This window comes from Hafnia sp. CBA7124, from assembly GCF_002355555.1.
Classification (GTDB): Bacteria; Pseudomonadota; Gammaproteobacteria; order Enterobacterales; family Enterobacteriaceae; genus Hafnia; species Hafnia alvei.
The window spans coordinates 1,625,062-1,644,863 of the sequence record NZ_AP017469.1; the positions used below are offsets into that span (position 1 = coordinate 1,625,062).

The 19,802-nt window shown below is 47.3% G+C and carries 17 protein-coding genes; 13 read left to right on the top strand and 4 right to left on the bottom strand.

The features are described from left to right. Window positions 1-125 precede the first annotated feature (125 nt). From CPY98_RS21055 to CPY98_RS07535, 7 genes are all read left to right on the top strand, one after another. A complete protein-coding gene (locus tag CPY98_RS21055; protein WP_255407732.1) occupies window positions 126-1,469 on the top strand; it encodes a DNA internalization-related competence protein ComEC/Rec2 in 1,344 nt (447 codons plus the stop codon). After that, window positions 1,447-2,385: a DNA internalization-related competence protein ComEC/Rec2 gene (locus CPY98_RS21060; protein ID WP_255407733.1), complete on the top strand. Its 939-nt coding sequence runs from the start codon at window positions 1,447-1,449 to the stop codon at window positions 2,383-2,385. Before CPY98_RS21055 ends, CPY98_RS21060 begins: the two co-directional genes overlap by 23 nt. A 36-nt stretch (window positions 2,386-2,421) precedes the next feature. Continuing rightward, window positions 2,422-4,170, top strand: a complete 1,749-nt coding sequence (msbA, locus tag CPY98_RS07515; protein ID WP_043492344.1) for a lipid A ABC transporter ATP-binding protein/permease MsbA — start codon at window positions 2,422-2,424, stop codon at window positions 4,168-4,170. Beyond that, window positions 4,167-5,177, top strand: a complete 1,011-nt coding sequence (gene lpxK, locus CPY98_RS07520) for a tetraacyldisaccharide 4'-kinase (RefSeq protein WP_096387076.1) — start codon at window positions 4,167-4,169, stop codon at window positions 5,175-5,177. The genes msbA and lpxK overlap by 4 nt, the downstream gene beginning before the upstream one ends. A 301-nt stretch (window positions 5,178-5,478) precedes the next feature. Continuing rightward, window positions 5,479-5,688 carry a cold shock domain-containing protein gene (locus tag CPY98_RS07525; protein ID WP_004095733.1) on the top strand — a complete coding sequence of 70 codons (210 nt, stop codon included), beginning with the start codon at window positions 5,479-5,481 and terminating at the stop codon, window positions 5,686-5,688. A 228-nt stretch (window positions 5,689-5,916) separates the two neighbouring features. After that, window positions 5,917-6,126 carry a cold-shock protein gene (locus CPY98_RS07530; protein WP_004095731.1) on the top strand — a complete coding sequence of 70 codons (210 nt, stop codon included), beginning with the start codon at window positions 5,917-5,919 and terminating at the stop codon, window positions 6,124-6,126. Between the two features lie 137 nt (window positions 6,127-6,263). Further along, complete coding sequence (locus CPY98_RS07535; RefSeq protein ID WP_096387079.1) at window positions 6,264-7,508, top strand: DNA glycosylase AlkZ-like family protein; 1,245 nt, start codon at window positions 6,264-6,266, stop codon at window positions 7,506-7,508. A gap of 262 nt (window positions 7,509-7,770) precedes the next feature. On the opposite strand, the gene CPY98_RS07540 is transcribed toward CPY98_RS07535, so the two are convergent. Beyond that, complete coding sequence (locus CPY98_RS07540) at window positions 7,771-8,229, bottom strand: (2Fe-2S)-binding protein (protein ID WP_096387082.1); 459 nt, start codon at window positions 8,227-8,229, stop codon at window positions 7,771-7,773. A 10-nt stretch (window positions 8,230-8,239) separates the two neighbouring features. After that, the gene (locus CPY98_RS07545; RefSeq protein ID WP_096387085.1) at window positions 8,240-11,464 is read right to left on the bottom strand and encodes a molybdopterin cofactor-binding domain-containing protein; all 3,225 of its coding nucleotides are present in this window, start codon (window positions 11,462-11,464) and stop codon (window positions 8,240-8,242) included. Window positions 11,465-11,922: 458 nt separating this feature from the next. On the opposite strand from CPY98_RS07545, the gene CPY98_RS07550 reads away from it, so the two are divergent. The 6 genes from CPY98_RS07550 (at window position 11,923) to CPY98_RS07575 (ending at window position 18,703) form a co-directional block, all read left to right on the top strand. After that, window positions 11,923-12,099: a Trm112 family protein gene (locus CPY98_RS07550; protein WP_071842620.1), complete on the top strand. Its 177-nt coding sequence runs from the start codon at window positions 11,923-11,925 to the stop codon at window positions 12,097-12,099. A gap of 4 nt (window positions 12,100-12,103) precedes the next feature. Then, window positions 12,104-12,859, top strand: a complete 756-nt coding sequence (gene kdsB / locus CPY98_RS07555; RefSeq protein ID WP_046450279.1) for a 3-deoxy-manno-octulosonate cytidylyltransferase — start codon at window positions 12,104-12,106, stop codon at window positions 12,857-12,859. 156 nt (window positions 12,860-13,015) lie between these two features. Continuing rightward, entirely contained in the window at window positions 13,016-13,909 is an 894-nt protein-coding gene (locus CPY98_RS07560) for a YcbJ family phosphotransferase (RefSeq protein WP_025800976.1), read from the top strand. 439 nt (window positions 13,910-14,348) lie between these two features. Next, window positions 14,349-15,752 carry a nucleobase:cation symporter-2 family protein gene (locus CPY98_RS07565; RefSeq protein WP_046450278.1) on the top strand — a complete coding sequence of 468 codons (1,404 nt, stop codon included), beginning with the start codon at window positions 14,349-14,351 and terminating at the stop codon, window positions 15,750-15,752. Between the two features lie 127 nt (window positions 15,753-15,879). Continuing rightward, window positions 15,880-17,361, top strand: coding sequence for a nucleobase:cation symporter-2 family protein (locus tag CPY98_RS07570; RefSeq protein ID WP_172863862.1), 1,482 nt, complete (start codon window positions 15,880-15,882; stop codon window positions 17,359-17,361). After that, entirely contained in the window at window positions 17,336-18,703 is a 1,368-nt protein-coding gene (locus CPY98_RS07575; RefSeq protein WP_096387091.1) for an 8-oxoguanine deaminase, read from the top strand. The genes CPY98_RS07570 and CPY98_RS07575 overlap by 26 nt, the downstream gene beginning before the upstream one ends. A 12-nt stretch (window positions 18,704-18,715) precedes the next feature. Here CPY98_RS07575 and CPY98_RS07580 read toward each other — a convergent pair whose 3' ends face one another. Beyond that, window positions 18,716-18,979, bottom strand: a complete 264-nt coding sequence (locus tag CPY98_RS07580) for a hypothetical protein (protein WP_096387094.1) — start codon at window positions 18,977-18,979, stop codon at window positions 18,716-18,718. Beyond that, window positions 18,976-19,746, bottom strand: a complete 771-nt coding sequence (gene elyC, locus CPY98_RS07585) for an envelope biogenesis factor ElyC (RefSeq protein WP_043492358.1) — start codon at window positions 19,744-19,746, stop codon at window positions 18,976-18,978. The genes CPY98_RS07580 and elyC overlap by 4 nt, the downstream gene beginning before the upstream one ends. Between the last annotated feature and the right edge of the window lie 56 nt (window positions 19,747-19,802).

The following is a 19,802-nucleotide window of genomic DNA, read 5'->3' on the forward strand; positions in this document are numbered from 1 at the left end:
CAGCCAAACTCTGTTACTACGATTCCTTTCAATCTCTTATGCATTACTCAATGCAGGCCATTTTTACTTTCACTCACTTCAGCCAACATGCCGTATCTGCTTAATAAGAGGCATTACCGGTGAGAATGACATGGGATGAGAGTATTCATTGTGCTGCGCTAGGCTGCCTGCCGTTAATATTTTTTCCTAGCTTGCCCGCAAAATATTATGCCTATGGGGCCTTGCCGGTTGCGTTGCTGTTTTTTTGTATTTGTTCTGGACGCTTTCGAAAAATTGCATTTGTAATACTGGGGCTAGCATGGGGGATCGCTTGCGCGGAGAACGTACTAGCACCTTTGGACTATGATATTTCTCGGCCTGTCAATTTGACGGGAAACGTTATAAGCGTAGCGCTTGGCGTTTTATCGCCACAGGACAAGGTAACGTTTCGCGTTTCTACGGTTAATGGCCAAGATGTGAAAGAGAGATTCGATATCACCTTATATTGGAACTCAGAACGCTACTCATTTTGCGCTGCGCAGCGTTGGGCAATAACCGCGCGCTTGCGCCCCGTTTATGGACGTCTCAACCAAGGCGGGTACGACGCACAACGAACATCAGTCGGGCATCATATTGTTTTGCAAGGCATGCCGACGGCTTACCAACGGCTATCTATTGGGTGTGGTTGGCGACAACAAATTATAAGCAGATCGGTAAAAGCAATACCGGATACATCTTCTAAGGCCATTATCGTTGCATTGGCTTTTGGTGAAAGAGCGCTACTTACACGCGAGCAGAATTCACTTTTTCGCATAAATGGCTTGTCTCATTTGCTCGCTATTTCTGGATTACACATTGCTTTAGCGGCGATGCTGGGATGGTGTGTAGCTAGGGTGATACAGCTGTGTTTTCCTCTTCGCTGGATTAATCCTTATTTTCCAATGGCAATGATGATGGGCGTTGGCTGGGTTTATGTGTGGCTTGCAGGAGCTAATCCTCCGGCCATTCGCGTTGGTGTTGCAATGCTGCTTATCTCTGGCTATGGCGTTTGGGGAAAGTTTATCCCGCCCAAGAAATATCTGCTAAATGTGGTCTGTCTTATGGTTGTTTGGGATCCGCTTGTATTGCTGTCTGACAGTTTTTGGCTATCTGTGATGGCAGTTTCCAGCCTTTTGTTTTGGTATTGGCTGGCGCCATTGCCCTCATCGTTACAAATGCAGAAACGATTCTTTTGGTTGAGGCTATTACATCTGCAGTTTGGCATCGCTTTGTGCTTGATGCCCGTACAAATTTATTTGTTTCATGGCATCAGCGGGAGTGCGCTGTGGGCCAATTTTTTTGCCGTGCCCTTGGTCACTTATCTTGTTGTGCCGTTGATTTTAGTGGGTATAGGCTCCTGTTGGTGGAACGACCCGTTGGCACGCGGCAGGATATCTGCTAGATGTGATGCAATGGGGATTAACAAGTGTGCCTACGCTCTGGACAGATAGTAGCACCGGCGGGCTCTGGATAAGCCTGAGCTTCCTAACCCTGTTTGTTATGAATTTTTCTTTTTCTAAAGCAGGCTTGCCGCTTTGGTGTGTAGTTCAGGCCGTATCTTATCTTTGGATATTTGGTGCTAAAAAGAGTGATGATATTGAGCTGCGTGTTCATATGCTGGATGTGGGGCACGGACTGGCGGTGCTTATCGAACGCCGCGGTAATGCAATTTTGTATGATACAGGTAATAAATGGGACGGCGGAGATATTGCTACCAGTGAAATTATTCCTTACTTAAATTGGCATGGGCTGAATCTGGATGGCATGGTTATTAGCCATAGCGACTCAGACCATAGTGGGGGGCGATATTCTCTTAGTCATGCGTTTCCATTAGCTTGGGTTAGAAGCCCCGATCCTCGCGATTTCTCCTGCCACATTGGTAGTGATTGGGTCTGGCAAGGTGTGCGTTTTACGGTGCTTTGGCCACCACATCAGATTGCTGTCCCGAAAAATAATGATTCTTGTGTCGTCATGGTTGCAGTGGGAGAGCGTAAAATGCTGCTTACTGGAGATATAGAAACGGAAGCTGAAACTCAGTTGGTACAGCGCTGGAGAAAGCAGCTTAAGGCCGGTATCTTGCAGGTTCCACATCATGGCAGCAATACCTCGTCGAGTAGCCTACTTCTGCGCACGGTTGAACCAAACGAGGCGATAAGTTCCTCGGCTCGATTTTCTCAGTGGCATTTTCCTTCACCAAAAGTGACCGCGCGTTATCGCGCACAAAATATTCATTGGCATGATACTGCACATGCTGGAGAGGTCATAATGACGGCAAAAACAGATATCTGGCGAATAAATGAACTAAAAACGCAATTAAATCCACGTTGGTATCACGGTTGGTTTGGCGTAAGGAGCCATAATGAGTAAAATGATCCGCTATTTCATCCTAAGCTGGTTAACTAAATGCTGAATGACAAAGATCTTTCGACCTGGCAAACATTTCGTCGCTTATGGCCATCGATCTCTCCTTTCAAGGCAGGCCTGATTGTTGCGTCAGTTGCCCTCGTAATTAACGCGGGTAGTGATGCCTACATGCTCTCCTTGTTAAAGCCATTATTGGATGATGGTTTTGGCAAGACAGGGTCCGATATTCTGAAATGGATGCCATTCGTCGTTATTGGATTGATGATCGTACGAGGGATTTCTGGTTTCATCTCCAGCTACTGCGTCTCTTGGGTGGCCGGCAAGGTGGTGATGAATATGCGTCGTCGCTTGTTCAGCCATATGATGGGTATGCCGGTTTCCTTCTTTGACCAGCAGTCGACGGGTACGCTCCTATCGCGAATCACCTATGACTCTGAGCAGGTTGCCTCATCGTCATCCGATGCATTGATTACGGTTGTGCGTGAAGGCGCATCGATTATTGCATTGTTCTGTATGATGTTTTATTACAGCTGGCAGCTATCTCTGATTCTGATTGTTATTGCCCCTGTGGTTTCAATTGCGATTCGTATGGTGTCGAAGCGTTTTCGTAACATCAGCAAGAATATGCAAAACACGATGGGCACATTGACCACTAGCGCCGAACAGATGCTAAAAGGTCATAAAGAAGTACTGATCTTTGGTGGTCAAGAAGTAGAGAGCAAGCGTTTTGACAAAACCAGTAACTGGATGCGTCAGCAGAATATGAAGATGGTCGCTGCGTCTTCTGTTTCAGACCCGGTTATTCAGTTGATTGCCTCCTTTGCCCTTGCTTTCGTGCTGTATGCAGCCAGTATTCCGTCGGTCATGGATACGCTGTCGGCGGGTACTATTACCGTGGTGTTCTCTTCGATGATTGCATTAATGCGTCCACTGAAGTCCCTGACGAACGTCAACGCTAAATTCCAACGTGGTATGGCGGCATGTCAAACGCTGTTTGCGATTTTGGATCTCGAACAGGAAAAAGATACCGGTAAGCTGGAAGTTAAGCGTGCTAAAGGTGATGTTGAGTTTCGTGATGTGACCTTCAGCTATAACAATAAAGGCGCCCCTGCGCTGAAAAACGTGAGCTTTAAAATTCCTGCGAATAAAACCGTGGCCTTAGTGGGGCGCTCAGGTTCCGGCAAATCAACGATTGCGAATCTGTTGACGCGTTTTTACGACATCCAAGAGGGCGAGATCCTGCTGGATGGGCATGACCTACGTGAATATACGCTGAGTTCTCTACGTAATCAGGTAGGTTTGGTCTCGCAAAATGTTCATCTCTTCAACGATACTATTGCGAACAACATCGCCTATGCGCGTAATGAAGTTTATACCCGTGAACAAATTGAAGAAGCGGCTCGCATGGCCTATGCGATGGACTTCATTGAGAAAATGGACAACGGTTTAGACACTGTCATTGGCGAAAACGGCGTATTGCTGTCTGGTGGACAGCGTCAGCGTATCGCTATTGCTCGTGCGTTGCTGCGCGATAGTCCGGTTCTTATTTTGGATGAAGCGACATCAGCGCTAGATACCGAGTCTGAACGTGCGATTCAGTCCGCGCTAGATGAATTACAGAAAAACCGTACTTCGTTGGTTATTGCTCACCGTTTATCAACTATCGAAAAAGCCGATGAAATTATCGTGGTTGAAGATGGCTACATCGCTGAGCGTGGCGATCATGCAACGTTATTGGCGAAGAATGGGGCGTATGCTCAGCTGCATAGGTTGCAATTCGGGCAATGATTGAGCGCATCTGGTCTGGGCAATCGCCTTTATACCTGCTCCTGTTACCGCTCTCTTGGCTGTATGGCCTAGTGAGCGGTATCCGCCAATTTTTTTATCGTATGGGGTGGTTAAAAAGCTGGAAAGCACCTTGCCCCGTGATTGTGGTCGGTAACTTAACTGCGGGTGGCAATGGTAAAACACCCGTGGTTATTTGGCTGGTTGAACAATTACAGACTCGTGGTTTTCGCGTGGGAGTTGTGTCGCGTGGCTATGGTGGGCGCTCGGATCATTACCCTCTATTATTGAATAGTGAAACGTCAACGGCACAAGCGGGAGACGAGCCCGTTCTCATCTATCAACGAACGGGGGCTTCAGTTGCCGTTGCGCCTAAGCGTAGTGATGCCGTAAAAGCCTTGCTTCAGCATTCGGCAGCAGTAGATGTCATCATCACCGATGACGGCCTACAGCATTACGCGCTTGCGCGTGATGTTGAACTGGTTGTCGTGGATGGCATTCGTCGTTTTGGCAATGGCTGGTGGTTACCTGCTGGCCCTATGCGGGAGCGAGCAGGGCGTTTACGTCGTGTTGATGCCGTTATCACTAATGGTGGAAAGGCAGCAACGGGTGAAATACCCATGACGCTGGCTGGACGTATTTTAGTGAATATACATACTGGTGAACGCTGTGCTGCCGATAGTTTAGCTCCGGCTGTTGCTATGGCGGGAATAGGGCATCCTCCTCGTTTTTTTGCCACGCTGAGCCAATTGGGTACGCAAGTCGTCAACGCAGTCGCATTTGCCGATCACCAAGAATATGATCTGAAGACATTAAGTGCGTTGACACCGAAAGGGCAGCCGCTGTTAATGACTGAAAAAGACGCAGTAAAATGTCGTAAATTTGCTCAGCCTAATTGGTGGTATCTGCCCGTTAATGCAGAAATCCCAGCTGAACAAGGGAATGAATTGTTAGCAAAAATTACGAATTTGATTAAAACTAATCGTTATTTTTCAAATGCTAATAAATAAATCTGCTGCTTTTATCTTCGGATGCATATAGTTTTACGTTTAAATACTTCCGTAGCGTCATTTTTTTTAAAAGAAAGGCTTGCTCATCAATCACCTTTATGAGTAAATGACTGCGGCCTGTGATATAGACCTATTTATGCACGACATGAGATAAAGCAGTTCCTCCTTAAGACGTTATCTTCCGATTCCGCTTGTTAGACGAACCACCTTCTTAGTGCCATCCATAAGTAATCTTTCTGAGCTCGGCCCCTACGCCTTAGGGCAAATTTTTTAAGTGATATCAGTTATAAAGGTAATACAAATGACTAAGAAGACCGGTCAGGTAAAATGGTTTAACGAAAGCAAAGGCTTCGGTTTCATCGAACAGCACGACGGCGGTAAAGATGTATTCGTACATTTCTCTGCTATCGCTAGCGAAGGTTTCAAAACTCTGGCCGAAGGCCAGCGTGTAGAATACACCATTCAGGACAGCCCGCGCGGGCCGGCTGCTGCGAATGTTGTTGCTCTGTAAGATTACAGAGAACTTGTTTTGATACTGAACTGATCGTTATCGCAGTAAGCTAGCCCCAAGGGTGTTAGCACGCTCTGCGGAGTCAGTAACAAGACCAGAAAGCCCGCCACTGGCGGGCTTTTGTTTTTAATAATCCGCTCGAAGAGGTTCTTAACGATAACTTGAATATGAGCTACACATCCTAATCTGAACTAGAATTTAGAGGGATGTAAATATAAGGTAAAAAATATGACACTGAAAATGGGTCTCGTAAAATGGTACAGCCAGTCTGAAGGCTTCGGTATTATCTCTCCACTGGATGGTGGAAATGATATCTACGTTAATCGTTCAGGCATTGCTAATTCACGCAAAAAATTACTGACAGAAGGTCAGCGCGTTGAATTCTCAACTTACCTAGGTAGTCGCGGTCTCACCGCAGAAGACGTCATCGCCTACTGATGACATCGTATCAGCCAGCGTTATTCCCTACGCATCTTCACGCTGGCTGAACTGTTTTCCCTTCCTTGCTGCAACTCGATATGCTTTGCGTATAATCATCTTTCCGGCTTTCTCATCATGAGGTTCGTCTGGCTACGATGGCTGAAATATCCCTACCTTTAAGTGCGCTTAGAAACCTGCATCTTTATGCTCAAGGTTTAGATAAACCGCGCAGAAGAAAAGCAACGCCTCTTGATGCGATCGCGTGCATACGTCAAATGAGTTTGCTACAAATTGATACGATCAACGTTGTCGCTCGTAGTCCCTATCTGGTGTTGTTTTCGCGTCTGGGTTTGTATTCCGAGCAGTGGCTGAATGAGGCTTTACGCAACGGCGATATCTTTGAATATTGGGCGCATGAGGCATGCTTTATCCCAAAAGAGGATTATCAGCTAGTTCGCCCGCAGATGATGTCACCGGAAAATTTGGGATGGAAATATTCCCCAGAGTGGCATTTGAAGCATCAAGATGACATTAGCGAGCTTCTGGCACAGATCCGCCATAACGGACCTGTTAAAGCCACCGATTTTAGCGCGAAGAATAAAAAAACCAGTGGGTGGTGGGAGTGGAAACCCGAGAAACGGCATCTGGAAACGCTGTTTTCCTGTGGTCAACTGATGGTGAAAGAGCGAATTAATTTCCACCGCGTTTACGACTTGCCTGAACGCGTTATGCCAGAGTGGAATGATGATGTACACGGTATTAGCCCTGCGCTTGCTCAGCAACAAATGATAGCCAATAGCGCACGCAGCTTAGGTGCATTTAAAGCGCAATGGCTAGCCGATTATTATCGACTGAAGAAAATTGATATTAAAGAGACGATAAATAATCTGTTGGACAGCCAAGAGATAATCGCAGTGCGTGAACTGGAAACCCAAGAGCACTACTACATTCACCACAGCCTGGCGCATTTATTAGCAAAAGCACAAAACAACGAAATAAAGGCGACGCATACCACGTTGCTTTCTCCTTTTGATCCTGTTGTTTGGGATCGAAGGCGTGCATCTGAATTATTTGGTTTTGATTACCGCTTAGAATGTTATACCCCTGAAGCTAAAAGAACCTTTGGCTATTTTTCGCTACCGATACTTCAGCGTGGCGCTTTAGTTGGCCGGATCGATGCCAAAATGCATCGTAAAGAAAAGGTGCTGGAGCTTAAATCACTCCATCAAGAAAAAGGGGTACGGTTTACGGAGAAAAAGAGGGCGGAGCTGAAAGCTGCTATTACTCTTTTTGCGACTTGGCAGCAGGCGACCGAAGTTAAAATCCAGCATCAGCCAGATGATTGGCGCCATTATTGGGGGGATGGCTGGTTGTTGGATAGTGTATTAAGGCAGGCCTAAATACCAAAAAGGGCAATGGTTGTTTCCATTGCCCTTTAGCCAATCAGTTACTGTAATTGGCGAACATCGCGATGATTTTATGCAGCAGTTTCATATGTATCTTACTTTCTAGTTTTTGCAGGAAATTGTGATGTGTATCACGTTTGACAATTTACTCCTCTGCAAAACCAACTGCAACATGTTTTGTTTAAGTATGTTTGATGTTAATAAAAAGAAAAATCGGCACTAGGCCGATTTTTAATATGGCAAACCAAGACGATCTTTAGCTTTTCAGCGCGGCATGAATCGACTGAATGATTGGTTGATAACCCGTGCAGCGGCAAATGTTGCCTTCAAGCGCATCCATGAGTTGCTCATCGCTGGGACTGGGGTGCTTAGCCAGCAATGCCGATGTGCTAACAAGAACGCCTGGCGTACAGAAGCCACACTGCACGCCGCCATGCTCAATAAATGCATTTTGAAGCTTTTGAGTCATAGGATCGTCACGTAATCCTTCGAGCGTGGTAATGTCGGCACCGTCGCATTGTTCAGCTAAAACTAAACAGGAGCAAACGGCGTTTCCATCCATGATAACGGTACAAGCGCCGCACTCACCAACGGCACATCCTTCCTTTGTTGCCGTTAAACTCAGTTCATCTCGCACGAAATCGAGCAGGCGCATTTGCCCTGTTACCTGCGCATCAATCAGCTTGCCGTTTACCTTCACTTTGATATTGCTCATCATCAACTCCTTATGCCAGCTCTGATTGATAGAGAGAATCGGTGGCTTCCACCATCATGTCGCGGAACATATTAATAAACACAGGTTGTTTGTAGGCGGCTGACCAGCGCTTGCCGATAGCGGCATAAATCAGCTTTTCTAACAGCTGGCTGGCGAGATCGATTGTTTCCTGTGTGAGTCGGTGGCCTAGTAAACAGCGTTCGATATCGAGAAGCCGCTGAGGTTTGCTAAACAATGCTCCATCGACTAAACGGCAATAGTTCACTATGCCATCTGCGTCACAAGTAATTAAGCAGGTTAGGCTCTGACGAGTGATGTTCAGCGCATTTCTACGCCCCAACTGATGATAGAAAGCGTGTGGCCTTGGGTTTGGCGGTGGTGGCAATATGACCTTAGTCATCAGCTCATTAGGCTTACGCTGTGTTTTATATCCTGACTGTAGGAACTCGCACAGTGGCATGCGTCGTGCGCCATCAAGCGACTGCAGCTCAATTTGGGCATCATAGATAATTGAAGGAGGCAATGAATCACCACAGGGGGCGGCGTTAACCATATTGCCGCCGATAGTGGCGCGGTTACGAATTTGGTTTGAACCAACCGTTTTGCATGCTTGTGCGAGCAGGGGATAGCGTTCTCGAATCAATTCGTGCTCGACGATACGGTTAAATGTCACCGCCGCACCAATGACGACAGCGCCGTTATCTTCGGTAATCTGCGTCAATTCAGGTATGCGCGATATATCAATAAGGTTCATGGCCTTGGTCTGTAAACGTCCTTGAACGATAACATCGGTGCCGCCAGCAATAATGCTAACGTCATCTTGAACAAGCAACGCTAAGGCCTCCGGCAGCGTTTTGGCTCGTGTAACTGTGACATCAGTTAAACGCAAAACCTGTTTTTTGTTATCGGTTTCAACCATTAACTCACTTTGCCTGGCTGGTTTTTTGAGGTTATAACCTAAAATAACCTGCTCAAGGGTCAGCGGCAGTTTGTTGAAGCGAGCGTTCAAGGCAAAGCTAAGGGCGTTGTTAATGGCCGCTGCGGCTAATTCAGTGGCGGGTTCTCCGATGCCTTTAGCACCCAGAGGGCCTGCCTGATCGGGATTTTCTACGCCGATAATAGTAATTTCAGGGATATCTTTAATGGTTGGCAGTAGATAGGTATCAAAGTTTTCTGACTTAACCTGTCCGTTTTCAATGTTAAAGTCTTCAAGTAACGCATAACCAAACCCTTGCGCTATTCCGCCGCTGACCTGCCCATTGAAACCCACCGGATTAATAATATGACCCACATCGTGTGCAGCCGTGACGTGGAGAAGATCCGTTTTCCCTGTGCTGGTGTTGACGCGCACCTCGGCAATTTGGCAACCATAAACCCAAGTGAAATAAGGGCTGCCGGTTCCTTTTTCCTCATCCCAGTGAATCGGCGGTGGTACAAACCAACCATATTCGGTCAGACTCACGCTAGCCCATTTGGTTTTGTTCACGGCTGTTTTGAAATCTATCGTTTGTGATGGGTTATTTTTGTTGCTGATAAACCCGTTTGCCCATAGCGTATTATCTAATTCTTTCGTGCCTAGCGCGTCACCCACAACGCCTAAAATGCGTTGCTTAATTTTAACCGCAGCGTCAAGGATCGCGCCGCCGCCGACGAGCGTTCCACGTGTCGCGGCGGTAGAACCGCCGTCACCAATCACGGAGGTGGGTGGTTCGCTAAACATGATTTCAGACAATGGAATGCCAAAAGCCTCTGCGGCGATGAGCGACATGGTGGTCTGTAGCCCTTGGCCATTCTCAGATACGGAAGTCGCGATGTTTACGCTACCGTCTTCGTTCACCTGCACCAGCGCGGTTGAAGTATCGACACCTTCGGCACCAATAGAGCATCCGCGGTAGCTGAGGGCCAGTCCAATACCATAGCGATAAACGCCACCTTGTTGATTGAGTTGAGCATAATGCTGGCGCTTGCTATCAAACTCAGCTGAGGTAACCGCTTTACTTAAAACCTCAAGGGCGGATACGGTATGCTTGTCAAAAACTTGTCCAGTAATCGACGCATCACCTTGTTTTAACGCGTTAATTTGGCGGATATCGACGGGGGATATCTTTAAATACTCGGCGATCTCGTCCATTAATGATTCGTTGGCATATACCACCTGTGGTGAGCCAAAACCTCTCATGGCAGAGGTATAGCTGTTGTTGGTGTATACGCCGGTCACATCGATACGAATATTAGGGATGCGATAAGGCCCAGCAGCCTGAACCGAGCTTCTCCAGGTGACGAAAGGTGTTGAAGCTGCATACCCTCCGCTGTCGGCGAGGATATCGACCTTCATGGCTAAGATCTGGCCCGAATCATCCAGCCCGACCTTATATTTCATTTTATAGGGATGGCGCTTGCAGCTTTCTAAAATTGAGTGCTCGCGGGTATAACAAAATTTAACCGGTTTGCCCGTTAGCGTTGTTAGTAGCGCAGAGCGGCAGGCAAGATGATCGATAATATCGTCTTTACCACCAAACGAGCCGCCCATCACCGCGCGCTTAATATTGATATGTCCTTGTGGGCAACCCATAAATCTTGCGACAAAGCTGCGTACACGGTGTGGATTTTGGATTGAACCGGAGATAATCAAATGGGGTTCGGTGGGATCGAGCCAAGTGAGCACCACTTCAGGCTCAATGTAAGCATGTTCCTGAAAACCAACTTCATATTCGCGTTCAAGAATATGTGCGCTGGCGGAGAATCCTGCATCGATATCGCCTTTAATCGTGTGGTGATGCGCCGCTATGTTATTTCCTCTTTCCGGATGAATAAGCCGCGCATCGGGTTCTAGTGCATGCTCAACGTCGGTAATGGGCGCGTAAGGCGTATAAGAAATATGAATTTTGTCTGCTGCCAGACAGGCGGCTTCGTAGGTTTCTGCGGCGATAACCGCAATTACGTCACCGTGAAAAACGACTTCATCTTTAATAATAGGGAGGTAGTCTTTCACCATGATGCCAACGACGGGTTCGCCGGGGATATCTTGATATGTTGCGATCTTGACGACGCCTGGAATCGCTAATGCTTCACTAAGATCGAGTTTATCAATTTTGCCTGCGGCAATATCGGCATAGCGGCACACGCCATACAACATTCCGGGTAGGGTAATGTCATTGCCGTAGACGGCTGTTCCAGTGACTTTTGCCAGTCCATCAACGCGACGGATTGATGATGAGGTGCTTGGCGCACTCATGGGTATCTCCTTACGTATTACGTAACGCTATTACGAACCAGATTGTTATGGCTGGTCATCAGAGTTAGCAGTGATTAAAAGTAATGAAAAGTGGCGAGTTTGAGGGGGGATTACTCGACGCTATCCATGGCTGATTGAATTAGATTCAACACTTGTGCCACAACGGAAAAACGGACCATCGGTGCGCCTAATATGTGATTTGTCTCGCATAACAGCGGGATGGTTGCGGTGAGTTGGTATGGTTTTTGAACAGTTTAGATTTCTGTGTTTCTAGAGGGGAAACGGCCCAAACCCAAACAAACGTCATAATGAGATGTTGGGTTATCAATCTGATAGATAGAGCGGCTCATTAAACGGTTTTTGGCCGTATGGTCATACAAGCCGTGATAATTTTGCTGTTGCGGGTTATCCTTACATCATGCTTTTTCGCTGATACAAGAACTCGTTTAGGAACAATCATGGATCATCGTTTACTCGAAATTATTGCTTGCCCTGTCTGCAATGGAAAACTCTACTTCAATAAAGAAAATCAGGAATTAGTGTGCAAAGCGGACCGCCTAGGTTATCCGTTGCGTGACGGTATTCCAGTATTACTCGAGAATGAAGCCCGCCAACTTCCAGTGGATGAGAAATAATCTGATGAGTTTTATTGCTATTATTCCTGCTCGCTACTCTTCAACACGCCTACCGGGCAAGCCTTTAGCCGATATTGGCGGCAAGCCGATGGTTGTGCATGTTATGGAAAGAGCGCTGGAGTCTGGCGCTGCACGCGTCATTGTGGCTACCGATCATGAAGATGTTAAGCAAGCTGTAGAAGCGGCGGGTGGTGAAGTTTGCATGACGCGAGCCGATCATCATTCTGGCACCGAGCGTTTGGCTGAAGTGATTGAAAAATGTGGCTTTGCAGATGATGAGATTATCGTCAACATTCAAGGCGATGAGCCGTTGATCCCGCCAGCCATTATCCGTCAGGTGGCGCAGAATTTGGCCGGTAGCGAAGCGGGTATGGCCACGTTGGCGGTACCGATTACGACTAGCGAAGAGGCGTTTAATCCAAATGCGGTAAAAGTCGTTTGTGATAAAAATGGCTATGCGCTCTACTTCTCACGCGCCACAATTCCTTGGGATCGCGATCGCTTTGCGGTATCACGTGATGAAATTGGCAACGTTTTCCTGCGCCACATTGGTATTTACGCTTATCGTGCTGGTTTTATTCGCCGCTATGTTACTTGGGCACCTAGCGATCTTGAGCAGATTGAAATGCTCGAGCAGCTGCGAGTGCTTTGGTACGGTGAAAAAATTCATGTGGATGTTGCGCAAACCGCGCCAAGCCCTGGTGTTGACACCATTGAAGATTTGGAAACCGTTCGTGCTATTTTTGCGGCGGCTCAATAAGCTGATTTATCACCAATCGTTTATGTTTAAATTAAGAGCGTGCAAGTGCACGCTCTTTTGATCTAGTCGAATACAATACCTTGATAAATCCGCCATGATAACTTTCTATCTGGTGAAAAAAGGTACCGCGCAATGCAGCAAAACCTGTATCACAACATGGATCATTTAAAAGCCGAACTTAGCGTTGTTCTTGGTGAGTCAATTGGCCGCTTAGAACAGATCAGTGAACAGCCGTATGCCAGCCTTTTTGCCCTCTATAATCAGCAGGGCACGCCTTTACCTTTGGTGGCAAAAACTTTTTTATGCCAAGGAATTGCCCAACAGGAAGCTTACAAACTGTCGATGCTTGCACGGCAGGGCGATATCCGCTTACCGACGGTTTATGGCGTTCTCACAACCCATCAGTCCCCATTCAAAGAAGTATTATTAATTGAACGATTGCGCGGTGTTTCTGTTGAAGCGCCGACACGAACGCCGCAGCGCTGGTCGTGCTTAAAAGACCAAATTGCAGAAGGGATCCTCTCTTGGCATCGCATTGATAGCCACGGTTGTGTGGGTAACGTTGACAGCGTACAGGAAAATCGCTGGCCAGCTTGGTACGCACAGCGCTTGGAGGTCATCTGGGCCACGCTTGGCAATATGCCAACGTCTGATTTAAGCATTGAAGCTCGCCGTATTTTGTTTCGAAGTAAAGAACAATTGCCTGAGCTGTTTGCGGGCTTTGACGATAGCTGCGTGCTGGTTCATGGCAACTTAACGCTAAGAAGCATGTTAAAAGATCCCAAAAGCGATCAGCTACTTGCCATGCTGAATCCAGGAATGATGCTCTGGGCTCCGCGTGAGTATGATCTATTCCGTTTGAGCGAAGATGGTATGGCTACCGAATTGCTTCACTCCTATTTGCAGAAAGCCCCCGTGAGCGAGGATTTTATGGTACGCCGCTGGCTATATGTTCTGTGGGAGTCAATTGGGCGCTATTTACATACTGGCGTGGTAGATCGTCCGGTTGTTGAACGCGCAGCTCAGCAACTGCTCCCTTGGTTGGGTTAACTGTGAGCTGTATTTGAGCATGAAAACCAGCAAGCCATATTAGGTTGCTGGTTAATTATCAATCACTATGAGAGGTGATAATCTGATAATGATACAAACTGCTACCACTTTGATATTTTGGGGTTCCAATAAACGCCCTGTTTCATTCCTCGATGATGCTTTCGCCCGCTAATTTCGCTGAAATATAACGTCTTATTAAGTATCAAATGTGATACCGCCCGCAATTATTTCGTTTATCTCCCTATTTAGCCTCCAATAAATAAAAGTTCGCATGCTCTGTGCATAGTTGGCATGTGCGCAAATAACTGATGTGTTCTATCAACTCTAAAACTATTTGCGCTGACGAAAACGCTGTACATCCGTAAATAGGGGAGCAAGTGCTCTCGAATCGTAGCTGGTTAACCCACCATTTAGCCGAGCCGTAAGGAGTGATGTGTCCATGAGCGTCATAAATCCGCATCTAAAAATAGAACACAGTAAAAGTATACCGTTAGACGATGCCGTCGAGCGCAGGCTACCGATTGCACAGCTGTTCACGCTAGGTTTACAGCATGTTCTCGTGATGTACGCTGGTGCCGTTGCCGTGCCTTTGGTTATCGGCGGTAGCTTAGGTTTACCCAAAGACCAAATCGCTTTTTTAATTAGCTCAGATCTTTTCTGTTGTGGCGTAGTGACGCTGTTGCAGTGTTTGGGGATTGGTCGTTTCGCCGGTATCCGTCTTCCCGTTATTATGTCTGTCACATTTGCTGCGGTAACGCCAATGCTGGCGATTGGTGCTGATCCTAATATCGGGCTGACGGGGATATTCGGTGCCACAATAGCGTCTGGTATTATTGCAACATTACTCGTTCCCGTCATCGGGCGGCTTATGCCGCTGTTTCCTACGGTAGTCACCGGCGTGGTGATTACCTCTATCGGCATTAGCATTATGCAGGTGGGTATTGACTGGGCCGCGGGGGGAAAAGGGAATCCTGATTACGGTAGTCCAATATATATTGGGACCTCGCTCTTAGTGTTGGTTTTTATTCTGCTAGTGACTCGTTTTGCCAAAGGTTTCCTATGTAATATTTCCGTACTGCTCGGCATTCTTTTTGGTTTTGCCATTGCTTTCTCTATGGGGAAAGTGAATTTTTCTGGATTAGATAACGCCGCTTGGTTTGCTCCTATAAAGCCGTTTGCATTTGGCATGCCTACGTTTGAACCCGTCAGTATTCTTACGCTCACTATTATCATGCTGATCACCTTTATTGAGTCGATGGGGATGTTTCTCGCCCTTGGCGATATTGTAGGAAGGCCAACTAAGCAAGCGGATATTATTCGTGGTTTACGGGTTGATGGAATTGGTACCGTTATTGGTGGGTTGTTTAATAGTTTTCCACATACTTCTTTTTCACAAAACGTGGGTTTGGTCAGCGTAACCGGTATTTCCAGCCGTTGGGTTTGTGTTATGTCGGGCGGGATTTTAATTCTGTTTGGTTTGATCCCTAAAATGGCGCTTATCGTTGCTTCTATTCCACAGTTTGTGTTGGGCGGTGCCGGTATTGTGATGTTTGGAATGGTTCTAGCAACGGGGATTCGTATCCTTTCACGCGCTAACTACAGCACTAATCGCTACAACCTTTACATCGTCGCCATCAGTATTGGTATTGGCATGATACCCACGGTGTCACATGATTTTTTTAGCCAGTTGCCAGCAGCAATTCAGCCGTTGCTTCATAGCGGTATTTTATTAGCTACCGTGTGTGCGGTAAGTCTTAATCTCTATTTCAATGGTTATCATCCCGATAAAGAGTTAGAAAACGATAACGGTGAAAATGAAATTGTAGAGGAAGTCGCCAAATAAACAGCTGAATCAATAAATTTAACGGGGATGTAGATCGTGGAGAGGGGCCATTTTCTACATGCCATCAAATGAAATATCTAAATAATACTCGCAGATAGAGGGAGTTATTGTGAAAGCGATTAATCACATAGAAAATTATTTACAGGAGAGTCAAACCTCCCCTCAAAAAAAAATAGATGTCGATCCTGTCGATGAAATATTGCCGCTTGGACAAATGTTAGTTTACGGTTTTCAGCACGTATTGGTGATGTATGCCGGTGCCATTGCCGTTCCTTTAATTATTGGTAAAGCCGTTGGGTTTACGCCTGAGCAAATTATATTTTTAATCAGTACCGATCTCTTTATCTGTGGCTGCGGTACGATCCTACAGTCAATCGGCTTATTTAATATTATTGGCAGCAAACTCCCGATTGTTCAGGGATGCACCTTTGCTGCACTTATTCCGATGACGCTTATCGGCCAGCAGTATGGTATTGGGGGGATCTCGGGCGCTGTTATTGTCGCTGGGATGTTTACGCTACTGTGTGCTCCCTTCGTGTGTAAGCTTGTCCGCTTTTTCCCTAAAGCCGTTATGGGCACGATAGTGACGCTTATTGGCTTGTCGATTCTACCAGTGGCAGGAGGATGGATCGGTGGTGGAGATCTGGACGCCGTGAGTTTTGGTAGCTACGGTTCGCTGTTGATGGCCTTATTCACGCTGGGCGTCGTGATGCTAATTTACACCTTCGGTAAGGGGATGCTGAAGAATGTGGCCGTATTGGTGGGAATCATCATTGGCACGTTGGGATATTACTTCATGGGGAAACTCGATCTTTCCCAAGTGGCATCGACCAGTTGGATGACCTTCCCTTATCCGATGCGTTTTGCAGTTCCTGAGTTTCATCTTTTCCCTGCGGTGTTGATGTGTATGGTGATGGTGGTTGTGATGGTAGAAACCATGTCATCGATGATGGCGATGGGGGAAATCGTTGACCGTCCCGCCGACCAAAAAACATTGAAGCGCGGTCTTTATGCCTGCGGTTCAGCAACCCTGTTTGGCGGTTTTTTTAATATGTTCCCCTATGCGGCCTTTGCCCAAAACGTAGGACTCGTCAGCATGACCGGTGTCCGTAGCCGTTTCATTGTTGGTGTGGCTGGCTGCATTCTTATCACCCTTGGTCTGTTCCCTAAACTCGCGGCTTTTGTTGTCGCTGTGCCGAAACCCGTGCTTGGCGGTGCGGGGATCGTCATGTTTGGTATGGTTGCTGTTTCAGGGATTCGAACGCTAGGACAGGTTGATTATCGCAATAACAATAATGGGATGGTTGTCGCGTTAACGCTTGGTCTTGGCATGTTACCGGTGATGGTGCCGCAGTTATTTCAACAAATGCCACAGGCCGCAGAGATGTTCTTACACAGCGGGATTACCATTGGTACCGTTGTGGCAATAGGCGCTAATTTGATCCTGAATGGCCGCGATAGACAAGCAAAAATCCCTGGTTGCAAAGAGTGCGAGCTGCAAGAGGTCAATGAAAACAGTACGGCGGCTCGAGAGGTCTTTAGCACGACGCGCGAATATATCGCTATGCGGAGGAAGAGACAAAATGCACAAAAGAACGCTGCTCTTTAAGAACGCGGAATTACTCGTCACGATGGATGACGAACGACGAGAAATTAGAGGTGGCTGCCTGCTGGTGGAGGGAAATCGTATCGTTGCCGTTGGTGGTGACGAGCTTTGTGCTGCACCAGCAGATGAAGAAATAGACCTGCGTGGGCATATCGTTATTCCAGGACTGATCAACACACATCATCATATGTTTCAGTCTTTAACGCGCGTGATACCCGATGCGCAGGACGGTGAGCTTTTTGATTGGCTCAATAATCTCTATCCCATTTGGGCTGGACTTACCCCAGAGATGATCCGAGTTTCGACTCAAACTGCGATGGCAGAACTGATGCTTTCGGGATGTACCACTTCCAGTGATCATCTCTACGTTTATCCAAACGGTTGTCGTTTAGACGACAGTATTGATGGCGCTCGCGAAATAGGTATGCGTTTCCATGCTTGCCGAGGAAGTATGAGCGTAGGGCGCAGCAAGGGGGGGTTACCCCCCGATGAGTTGGTCGAAAATGAGCAGGCTATTTTAGAAGATTCATTGCGCTTAATTCATAGCTATCACGATGCTCAGCGCTATAGCATGCTGCGTATTGCGTTGGCGCCTTGCTCGCCTTTTTCCGTTAGCCGCGAATTGATGGTGAAAACCGCGCAGATGGCGCGTGAATATGGTGTGTCACTTCATACCCATCTAGCAGAAAATGACAGCGATGTGAGTTACAGCCAGACGCATTTTGGCATGACGCCAGCGCAGTACGCCGAAGATTTAGGATGGGTCGGAACCGATGTTTGGCATGCACACTGCGTCAAACTGGATCGCTCAGGAATTTCGTTGTTTGCTAGAACCGGCACCGGTGTGGCGCATTGCCCATGTTCAAATATGAGGTTGGCGTCAGGTATAGCGCCGATCCGCACAATGCTTAATGAAGGTGTCTCTGTTGGCCTTGGCGTAGATGGTTCAGCATCTAACGATGCAGGAAACATGATTGCAGAAACGCGGCAGGCGCTGCTATTGCAGCGGGTTGGCTTCGGCCCTGATGCGATGACTGCAAGACAGGCTTTAGAGATGGCGACGCGCGGTGGAGCGAAAGTACTCAACCGCGACGATATTGGCTATTTAGCCACGGGTATGGCGGCCGATTTTGTTGCGTTTGATCTCAATACTTTGAATCTTGCGGGAGCTAAACACGATCCGCTGGCGGCGTTAGTTTTCTGTACACCAGGGAACGTGGCTTTCAGCGTGATTAATGGGCAAGTTGTCATCCGTGAAGGGGCATTGCAGACCATTGACCTACCTTCGGTCGTGCAACATCACAATCGTTTAGCATGCTTATTAGTGAATAGGCATCGGCTGTAATTGATATCACCTTCAGCGGCGTCTTTGTCTAAGCCAAGCATGGCAAAGACAATAGACGCCAACGGGGATAAGTAAAAGAGCAACTGCCGCTGTGTCCAGCGCCATCACGGTGTTTAGCCCTGTCGTCCATCCGAGGACAAATCCCACCGCGCTGATAGCATTAAGCGGATTGAAGCTGACCGGCATATTTTCAGCTTTAGAAAGCAAGTCGAGTAAAACCACCTGCATTTCAAATACGATAATCGCCGTAAAAAGGCTGATCAGTCGGAGTCTCATTTTTCACCTTTTGTCGTGATGATTGCCTGCCACCAACTCCCCAACGTCTCATACCAGGCCCGTTCGCTATGGCCAAGATAAAGCGATGAAGGTAACCAGCGTTCCCAAGGATTTAACGGTGACGAAATAGCTAATTGATTGGCTGGAACCGGGATCGGATTAAGCCCCTCGGCCTTAAAGAAGCGTAGTGCACGAGCCAAATGGTTTGCCGATGTGACCAGCAATATTTTCTGCTTGTCGGTAATCTTTGCCACCTCTTTAGCCTCTTGCTGCGTATCGCGCGGTTTATCAAGCACAATAATTTTATCAGCAGGAACGCCTAAACTTTCGGCTACGTTGGCGGCAACGCGCGCGCTGCTCACCGGATTGCCAATGGCCGCAGCACCGGTGAAAATAATTTTGGCATTGGGATTCATTTCAAGCTGGCGGATCCCTTCGGTGACGCGCGGCAAACTGTTGCTGATCAGGTTCGAACTGGGTGCCCAATCAGAGTTAAAAGTATAACCCCCGCCGAGTACCACGATGTAATCTGCGTTGCTAGTTTGGTTTAATGTAGGATAACCGTTTTCAAGCGGAGCCAATAATCTATCGGCGACGGGTTGCAGACTTAGCAGCAAGATCCCAAGCCAACCGAGTGAAATACAGATTTTTCCTAGTCGAGACCAGCGCGTCCAGCAGATAAAAATCAGGCCTACCGCGACGATCAGCAGCAACAGTGGCAGGGGCAAAAGTAGCCCGCCGATAAACTTTTTTAGCGTAAACAGCATGAATCAGGTGCCTTTCTGAATGAAAAAACGACATCTAGATAGAATATGTGGCCGAT

What these genes read in the sequence shown, in the direction of transcription:
- CPY98_RS21055 (WP_255407732.1), top strand. Translation starts at nt 126, where the DNA reads ATGACATGGGATGAGAGTATTCATTGTGCTGCGCTAGGCTGCCTGCCG.
- msbA (WP_043492344.1), top strand. Translation starts at nt 2,422, where the DNA reads ATGCTGAATGACAAAGATCTTTCGACCTGGCAAACATTTCGTCGCTTA.
- lpxK (WP_096387076.1), top strand. Translation starts at nt 4,167, where the DNA reads ATGATTGAGCGCATCTGGTCTGGGCAATCGCCTTTATACCTGCTCCTG.
- CPY98_RS07525 (WP_004095733.1), top strand. Translation starts at nt 5,479, where the DNA reads ATGACTAAGAAGACCGGTCAGGTAAAATGGTTTAACGAAAGCAAAGGC.
- CPY98_RS07530 (WP_004095731.1), top strand. Translation starts at nt 5,917, where the DNA reads ATGACACTGAAAATGGGTCTCGTAAAATGGTACAGCCAGTCTGAAGGC.
- CPY98_RS07535 (WP_096387079.1), top strand. Translation starts at nt 6,264, where the DNA reads ATGGCTGAAATATCCCTACCTTTAAGTGCGCTTAGAAACCTGCATCTT.
- CPY98_RS07540 (WP_096387082.1), bottom strand. Translation starts at nt 8,229, where the DNA reads ATGAGCAATATCAAAGTGAAGGTAAACGGCAAGCTGATTGATGCGCAG.
- CPY98_RS07545 (WP_096387085.1), bottom strand. Translation starts at nt 11,464, where the DNA reads ATGAGTGCGCCAAGCACCTCATCATCAATCCGTCGCGTTGATGGACTG.
- CPY98_RS07550 (WP_071842620.1), top strand. Translation starts at nt 11,923, where the DNA reads ATGGATCATCGTTTACTCGAAATTATTGCTTGCCCTGTCTGCAATGGA.
- kdsB (WP_046450279.1), top strand. Translation starts at nt 12,104, where the DNA reads ATGAGTTTTATTGCTATTATTCCTGCTCGCTACTCTTCAACACGCCTA.
- CPY98_RS07560 (WP_025800976.1), top strand. Translation starts at nt 13,016, where the DNA reads ATGGATCATTTAAAAGCCGAACTTAGCGTTGTTCTTGGTGAGTCAATT.
- CPY98_RS07565 (WP_046450278.1), top strand. Translation starts at nt 14,349, where the DNA reads ATGAGCGTCATAAATCCGCATCTAAAAATAGAACACAGTAAAAGTATA.
- CPY98_RS07575 (WP_096387091.1), top strand. Translation starts at nt 17,336, where the DNA reads ATGCACAAAAGAACGCTGCTCTTTAAGAACGCGGAATTACTCGTCACG.
- CPY98_RS07580 (WP_096387094.1), bottom strand. Translation starts at nt 18,979, where the DNA reads ATGAGACTCCGACTGATCAGCCTTTTTACGGCGATTATCGTATTTGAA.
- elyC (WP_043492358.1), bottom strand. Translation starts at nt 19,746, where the DNA reads ATGCTGTTTACGCTAAAAAAGTTTATCGGCGGGCTACTTTTGCCCCTG.